The sequence below is a fragment of the Microbacterium sp. 69-7 genome, from assembly GCF_001897985.1.
Classification (GTDB): Bacteria; Actinomycetota; Actinomycetes; order Actinomycetales; family Microbacteriaceae; genus Microbacterium; species Microbacterium laevaniformans.
This window is the reverse complement of the sequence record NZ_MKRU01000005.1, coordinates 39960-47532: the sequence shown is the minus strand read 5'-3', so window position 1 is coordinate 47532 and position 7573 is coordinate 39960. Positions and strand designations below refer to the sequence as shown.

The 7573-nt window shown below is 70.0% G+C and carries 7 protein-coding genes and 1 pseudogene; 5 read left to right on the top strand and 3 right to left on the bottom strand.

The genetic code is table 11. The annotated features are described in order from the left end of the window. The first annotated feature begins 116 nt into the window (after positions 1–116). From BGN98_RS00665 to BGN98_RS00650, 3 genes are all read left to right on the top strand, one after another. Entirely contained in the window at positions 117–1022 is a 906-nt protein-coding gene (locus BGN98_RS00665) for an NYN domain-containing protein (protein WP_016464609.1), read from the top strand. Positions 1023–1101: 79 nt separating this feature from the next. Further along, positions 1102–2016, top strand: a complete 915-nt coding sequence (locus BGN98_RS14800; RefSeq protein WP_502687798.1) for a response regulator — start codon at positions 1102–1104, stop codon at positions 2014–2016. A 71-nt stretch (positions 2017–2087) separates the two neighbouring features. Then, a complete protein-coding gene (locus tag BGN98_RS00650; RefSeq protein ID WP_288118778.1) occupies positions 2088–3470 on the top strand; it encodes an MFS transporter in 1383 nt (460 codons plus the stop codon). A gap of 54 nt (positions 3471–3524) precedes the next feature. On the opposite strand, the pseudogene BGN98_RS00645 reads toward BGN98_RS00650, so the two are convergent. Then, a pseudogene (locus BGN98_RS00645) lies at positions 3525–3906 on the bottom strand (DoxX family protein). Positions 3907–3941: 35 nt separating this feature from the next. Here BGN98_RS00645 and BGN98_RS00640 point away from each other — a divergent pair. Then, positions 3942–5234 (top strand): DUF4921 family protein, encoded by a 1293-nt coding sequence (locus BGN98_RS00640; RefSeq protein WP_288118775.1) that lies wholly within the window; start codon positions 3942–3944, stop codon positions 5232–5234. 2 nt (positions 5235–5236) lie between these two features. After that, complete coding sequence (locus BGN98_RS00635; RefSeq protein WP_288118783.1) at positions 5237–6358, top strand: class I SAM-dependent methyltransferase; 1122 nt, start codon at positions 5237–5239, stop codon at positions 6356–6358. A 30-nt stretch (positions 6359–6388) separates the two neighbouring features. Here BGN98_RS00635 and BGN98_RS00630 read toward each other — a convergent pair whose 3' ends face one another. Together BGN98_RS00630 and BGN98_RS00625 are read right to left on the bottom strand one after the other, a co-directional pair. Then, positions 6389–6799 (bottom strand): MarR family winged helix-turn-helix transcriptional regulator, encoded by a 411-nt coding sequence (locus tag BGN98_RS00630; protein WP_288118772.1) that lies wholly within the window; start codon positions 6797–6799, stop codon positions 6389–6391. Between the two features lie 95 nt (positions 6800–6894). Beyond that, positions 6895–7362: a DUF3817 domain-containing protein gene (locus BGN98_RS00625; RefSeq protein ID WP_005052320.1), complete on the bottom strand. Its 468-nt coding sequence runs from the start codon at positions 7360–7362 to the stop codon at positions 6895–6897. Positions 7363–7573 lie beyond the last annotated feature (211 nt).

Below are 7573 nucleotides of genomic sequence, written 5' to 3'. Positions count from 1 at the left end.
GCGGGAGGGGCGCACCGACAGCGACCTGCTGCCGTTCGCGGAGTCGATCGCGATCATGCACGCGCTCGACGACGTGCGAGGCCAGCTCGGCGTGACCTACCCGAAGGTGCGCTGACATGATCGAACTGCAGGGTAACCGCGTCGCCGTCTACCTCGACTTCGACAACATCGTCATGAGTTGGTACGACCGCGTGCACGGGCGCAACTCCTACGCCGCCGACCGCCAGAAGATCATCGCCGACCCCGATGCCCCCGAGATCGCACAGCGTCTGAAGGATGCCACGATCGATGTCGGGGCGATCATCGACTACGCGGCCTCCTTCGGAACCCTCGTGCTCACGCGCGCCTATGCCGACTGGTCGTCGCCGGTCAACGCGCTCTACCGTTCGCAGCTGGTGGCCCGCGCCGTCGACCTCGTGCAGCTGTTCCCCGCGGCGGCGTACGCGAAGAACGGCGCCGACATCCGCCTGGCGGTCGACACCGTCGAGGACATGTTCCGCCTGCCCGACCTCACCCACGTCGTCATCGTCGCCGGAGACAGCGACTACGTCCCGCTCGCGCAGCGCTGCAAGCGTCTCGGACGCGTCGTGGTGGGTGTCGGCGTGGCCGGTTCGACGGCCAAGTCCCTCGCGGCGGCGTGCGACCAGTTCGACTCCTACGACTCGCTGCCCGGAGTGGTGCTGCCCGCGTCGGCTGCGACCCAGAAGAAGGCGGATGCCGCCGCCACCTCGGCCCCCTCTTCGTCGCGCCGACGCAAGAAGACCGAAGACCCGACGGCTGAGCTTCTCGGGCGTGCGCTGCGTCTGGAGCAGGAGCGCACCGACGACGAGTGGGTGCACCTGTCGGCGGTGAAGAACCTGCTCAAGCGGATGGATCCGTCCTTCAGCGAGAAGGCGCTGGGGCACCGGTCCTTCTCCGACTTCGTGAAGGCCTACCCCGGCGTCGCCGACATCGACGAGACGACGAACATCGTGCGCGTGCGTCCCCACTCCGGCGACGACGGCACGGCCGACGGGAGCTGATGCCGTCGGTCGTGCCGTGACCTCTCTCAGGCGGCGAGCGGGATCACCCCGACGAGCACGCCGACGGCGAGCATCGCCAATGAGAGGCGCGTGCCATCTCGACGGGCGCGATGCCGCAGTGCGAGGCGCTTTCCTCACCGTCGCCGACTCCTGCGCCGGTGTGGACGCCGAAGCGGATCTCTTCTCGCGCGGGCGTCGACCCGCTCCCGATGCCGACCGGGTGCACGGACTCGGCGTCGGCCTTCCCTTGTCACGCGAGCTGGCGCGCCGCCGTGGGGGCGATGTCTGGCTCATCGAGGCCGCGGGAACGTCCGCGCTCACGGGGGCGCTGTTCGGTGCCCGGTTGTGCGGCGTTCTGGCCGAGCGCCCCGGCTACCACGCCCTCGCACCGGTGCGCACGCTCGCCGACGCGACCGCCGCCGTCCGCACAGAACAGCCCGATCTTCTGCTCGTCGACGCGTACCTGCCCGACGGCGACGGGATCGCATTCGTCCGCGAGAACCCGATCGACGCCTTCGTGCTCTCGGCCGCGACCGACGCGGTGACGGTGCTCCGCGCCCTGCGCGCCGGAGCGCTCGGCTACCTCGTGAAGCCGTTCGAGCGGCGCGCCCTCGTGGAGGTCCTCGATCGCTACGCGCGCTTTCGCAACGTGCTCGACGAGGAGCGCAGCGTGTCGCAGGACGAGATCGATCGAGCGCTCGGCATCCTGCACGCGGGCGGCGACACGTCGTCAGTGTCACGATCGGCGACCGAGCGGGTGATCCTGGGCGCGCTCGGCGGCGGAGATCGCCGACCGGGCGGGTGTCTCGCGCGCCACTGCGCAGCGCCACCTCGCGACGTGGGCGACCCGCGGGATCGTGGACGTGCGTTTGCGCTACGGCACCACGGGGCGCCCCGAGCACCGGTACGTGCGTCGACGCGCATAGCGGAGCCTGCGTGCGCCCGTCGGTGCACGCGTGCACAGGCACTGTGCAGCGCTGAACCTTGTACCTGAATCACTTTTCAGGTAGCGTCCACGGCGCGGCATCCCTCGTCGCATCGCGCTCTACAAGGAGGTATCAGCGCATGGTTTCAGCGACCGCTTCGCACCGCACGCCCCCGCAGTCCGGTCTCCGCCGCGTCGTCAGCGCCTCGATGGCCGGCACGATCGTCGAGTGGTACGAGTTCTTCCTCTATGCCACGGCGGCCACGCTCGTGTTCAACCTGATCATGTTCCCGCCGTCCGACGACCCCTACGCCGGCATCATCGCGGCGTTCGTCACCTATGCGGTCGGCTTCATCGCCCGCCCGCTGGGCGGCATCGTGTTCGGCCACTTCGGTGACAAGTACGGACGCAAGAAGCTCCTGCAGCTGGCCATCATCCTCGTCGGTGTGGCGACGTTCCTCATGGGCTGCCTGCCGACCTTCCAGCAGGTCGGCTACTGGGCGCCGGCACTGCTGGTGCTGCTGCGCTTCGCCCAGGGCTTCGCTGTCGGCGGTGAATGGGGCGGCGGCGTCCTGCTGGTCGCCGAGCACTCCCCCGACAAGACACGCGGATTCTGGGCGTCATTCCCCCAGGCGGCCGTGCCGATCGGCAACCTCGTCGCGACCGTCGTGCTGCTCGTGCTCAGCCGCACCCTGTCCGCGGAGGCGTTCCTCGCCTGGGGCTGGCGGGTCGGGTTCTGGCTGTCGGTGGTGATCGTGGCGATCGGCTACTACATCCGCACCAAGATCAGCGATGCGCCGATCTTCCTCGAAGCGCAGAAAGAGGCGGAGGAGCAGAAGCACGACCGTTACGGCGTTTTTGAGGTCGTCCGCCGCTATCCGCGCGGCGTGCTCACCGCGATGGGTCTGCGCTTCGCGGAGAACATCATGTACTACCTCGTGGTCACCTTCTCGATCACGTACCTGAAGATCGCCCTCGATGTGAACACGGCCGAGATCCTCGGCATGCTGGTGATCGCCCACATCGTCCACATGATCGTCATCCCGCTGGTCGGTGCCCTCGCCGACCGCATCGGGCGCAAGCCCGTCTACGCGATCGGCACGGTCGGCGCGGCAGCGTGGGGCTTCATCGCCTTCCCGATGTTCAACACGAAGGAGCCGGCGATCATCATCCTGGCGATCTGCCTGGGCCTGGTGATCCACTCCTTCATGTACGCCCCTCAGCCGGCGATCATGTCGGAGATGTTCCCGACCCGCATGCGGTATTCCGGCGTCTCGCTCGGCTACCAGGTGACGTCCATCGTCGCCGGCTCGCTCGCGCCGATCATCGCGACGGCCCTGCTGTCGGCCTCGGGCAGCTACATCCCCGTCGCACTGTATCTGGCGCTCGCCGCCGCGATCACGCTCATCGCGGTGGTCTCGATGCGCGAGACCAAGGGCAGCTCCCTGCACGAGCTCGACCGCGTGGATCGCGAGCGCCTGGTCACCGAGACGGGAACCGTGCGGGTGCAGGCCCCGCGCTGAGCGCTTGGTGCGCAGATGCGGGGGTGGATGCCGCGGCATCCACCCCCGCTCGCCTCAGTCGCGGGTCGCGAGCAGCGCCCAGGCGACCAGCAGCGGCTGGAAGAGCAGGCGCATCCGACGAGCGGCATCGCTGTCCAGACCGAAGGCCGGACGCCGATCCACGGGCCTGCGCGATGTTGCCGGGGAAGATCGCGATGAAGAACGCGGCGAGAAGGGCGCCGACACGCCTGCGCTCCTTCGGCAGCACGACCAGAGCGGCCCCGAGCATGATCTCCACCGCGCCGGAGGCGACCACGACGCCGTCCTTGTCGATCGGCAGGACATCGGTGACGACGTCGGGGACCTGCGCCTGGAACTCCTTACGGGCCCAGAACAGGTGGGACAGACCGGCGAACATCATGCCGGCGGCCAGCAGCCATCGCGCGAACGTCTTCATCAGGCCAGTATCCTCCGCCTCGATAGGCTGGAGGCATGAGCGACGGAGCACCACGAGCGATCCGGCGCCTGCCCGACGGCACCGTCAAGCAGATCGGCCCTCTCACCGGCACGCGGGTCTGGACGGTTCCGGGCCGCGCGAACCGTCCCCTCACGGAACCCCGCGAGGATGCGCACCGCCTCGGGCCCGGTGAGGATCGACGACTCTGCGCGTTCTGCGTCGATCGCTACCTCGAGACCACGCCCGAGAAGGCGCGACTGGTGGGCCCGCGTTTCGAGGAGGAGCGCCGGGTACCCGCGCACGCGCTGAACGACTCCGTCGCCGAGTTCCGCCGCTTCGGCAACCTGTTCGAGATCGTGTCGGCCGAGTACTGGCGCGAGAACCACGGCTACCGCCAGCCGGCGCAGATCGTGCAGTGGGCCGAGGAGTACCTGTCCGATCCCGTCGGACGCGTGCACATGGAAAAGCTCGCCGAGATTCGCGCACGCGCAGCCGGTACCGAAACCAGCCTCGAGGAAGCGGCACTGGACCTGCTCGGCGGATCCCACGACGTCGTCGTCGCCCGGCGTCACGTCGTCGAGGGCGCGACGACGGATGCCGAGCTGGCATCGTCGGGAACGCTGAGCCCCGACGAGCATGCAGCCTACGTCGCCTTCACCGTGCAGGCGCTGGCGGAGATCCAGGCGGCGCAGCCGCACGCCGCGTACGTCAGCGTCTTCCAGAACTGGCTGCGGCCGGCGGGCGCCTCCTTCGAGCACCTCCACAAGCAGCTCGTCGCGATCGACGACCACGGCCCGCAGGTCGATCACGAGCTGCGCCTGCTCTCGCACGACCGCGGCCTGTATCAGCACGAGATCGCCGATCTGGCCGTGTCCGAAGGACTCGTCGTCGCAGCGACGGACGGCGCCGTCGCTTTCGCCGGCGTCGGTCACCGTTACCCGGCGTTCGAGATCTTCTCGACGTCGGCCGCGAACCTGCCCCAGGAGCACACGGATGCCGAGCGGCGCGCCGTCTCCGACCTGCTGCACGCGCTGCACGCCGCGACGGGCGTGCACGTGCCGACCAACGAGGAGTGGCACTACCGGCCGCCCGGCGCGCCGTGGCCCATGCCCTGGCGGGTGGTGCTCAAGTGGCGCATCTCCACTCCCGCCGGCTTCGAGGGCGGCACGAAGATCTACGTCAACACGATCGATCCGTGGGAGCTGCGCCGGCGCACCGTGGACGGGCTGCAGGAGCTGCGCGAGGCGGGACGGCTCGCCGACGGCATCCGCATCGGCGATGAGTGCACACCGGCAGATGCCGTCCTGCGTTACGCGGAGGGTTCGTGAGCATGCCGTTCGAGCTGCTTCGACGCGCGCCCGACGTCGAGGGCGAGGGACTCGGTGCGGTGGATGCCGCCGACCGCCTGATCCTCGACGAGTCGGCCGCTCTGCGCGCCGGAGCCGGGGCCGGTCAGATCGCCGTCATCGGTGACGCGTACGGAGCCCTCGCCCTCGGTGCGGCTCACGACGGCGCCGCCGGGGTGCGCGCGCACCAGGACGCCCTCCTGGGCGAACGGGCACTGCACGCCAACGCCGCCGCGCTGGGGCTGGCCGAGCAGGTCTCCTCCGGCCCGCTGAACGCGGCTCTCGTCACCGGCGCGCGCGTCGTGCTGATGCGCCTGCCGCGCTCGTTGGACGCCCTGCGCGATATCGCCGGACTGATCGCGGCGCATGCGGCATCCGACGTCGTCGTGGTGGCCGGGGGTCGCATCAAGCACATGAGCGTCGCGATGAACGAGGTGCTGCGCGCGTTCTTCACCACGGTCGATGTGACTCACGCCCGCCAGAAGTCGCGGGTGCTGATCGCCCGGGGCCCGCGCGACGGCCGCGACCCGATGCCCGCGGCGTCGCGCATCGACGAGCTGGAGGTGCGCGCCTTCGGCGGGGCCTTCGCGGGCGCACGCCTGGACATCGGCACCCGGGCACTGCTGGCGGCGCTCGCCGCCGCGCCGCACGCTCCCGGCGGCGGCAGCAGCGAGGATCCCTGGATCGATCTCGCCTGCGGCACCGGCATCGTGGGCGCCTGGCTCGCGCGACGGCATCCGTTCGCGTATGTGTACGCGAGCGATCAGTCGGCCGCGGCGGTCGCGTCGGCGAAGGCGACCGTGGCCGCGAACGCACTGGGCGATCGCGTGCACGTCGCGCGCGCCGATGGGCTGGAGGAGCGCCCAGATGCGAGCGCGTCGTTCATCGCCCTGAATCCCCCGTTCCATTCCGGTGCCGCGCTGACCACGACGATCGCGGAGCGTCTGTTCGCCGACGCCGCACGGGTGCTCGCGCCCGGCGGCGAGCTGTGGTGCGTGTGGAACTCACCGCTGCGGTACCGCGGCACGCTCGAGCGCGTCGTGGGGCCGACGCGTCAGGTCTCCCGCGATCCGAAGTTCACGGTGACCGTGTCGACGACGCGGTGAGCCGGCGCCGCCGCACCTCGCGCCGTGCGCTCAGACGATGCCGGCGCGGATGCCGTCAAGCGAATCGGCGACCTTGGGAAGGCGCTGAGCGAGGACGTCGTCGAGCTCGAAGAGGCGCTCTCGAGCGTCCTGCAGAACCCGCGCTCCCTTCGCGGTGACGTGGAGATCGCTGGCGGCGCCGGCATGGGCGGTGGCGTCCTGCACGAGGCCGTCGTCGACGAGCGTGCGCACGGCGGTGTGGGCGGACTGCACGGTGATGTGGGAGCGGCGGGCCAGCTCGGAGAACGAGATGCCGGGCTCGGCGTAGATGTGACCGAGGAGACCGAACTTGCGGGTGCTGATGCCGAGGTCTTTGAGGATCGTCGCCAGCTGCTCCTCCCACATCGCCGAGACGGCGAGCAGCGCGATGACCGGGCTGAAGCGGGGACCGTCCTGAGTCATGCGGTCCATGCTATCCATGCGCTGTGCGCACAGCGGGTCGCCGTCCCGTGACTTTTCCCGGTCGGTCGCCGCGGGAGCCGTCTTGCCCCGCGCACTCAGCCCTTGGCGCCGCCCGGAGGGCCGAGGATCAGCAGCACGGCGAAGACACCGACGACGGCGACGAGGATGCCGACGAACAGCAGCCACGGGCGGCGCAGGAACCAGGCAAGCGGCCCGTCGTACCAGCGCGCATCCGCTGCATCGGCGTCGGCCTCCACGCGCCACGCGCCCGCGAGCAACCCGCGGCGGTGCACCCAGAGCTCGACCGGAATGGTGGCGTAGGGCACGATCGCCGAGATCAGGGCGACGACCGTCGGCCCCGCCGGCCACCGATTGTTGAGGGCCACCAGCACGACCGCGGCGCCATAGGAGAGGAACACGAAGCCGTGGATGCCGCCGCCGATCGTGACCGCGGGCGCCCACCCGGTCGTCGCCCGGACGATGAGCCCCGCGATGAGCAGCGTCCACGACACCGCCTCGGCGAACGCGAGGGTGCGAAACAGTGACAGTGGAGTGCGGAGCATTCCTTCAACATAACTGAAGGAAATCCCTCGGCCTGGGCGCGTCCTGTGAGAGGACCATCCCCGGACGACCGATTCCGTAGGGTGAGGGCCATGACCCGTGCACTTCCGGTGGCGCTCGCCGCTCTCACGACGACGGCGATACTGGGGGCGTGCGCGCCGCTGGTACCGGTGTGTCCCGCCATCGGCTTCGTCAACCCCGGCCCCGTCACGA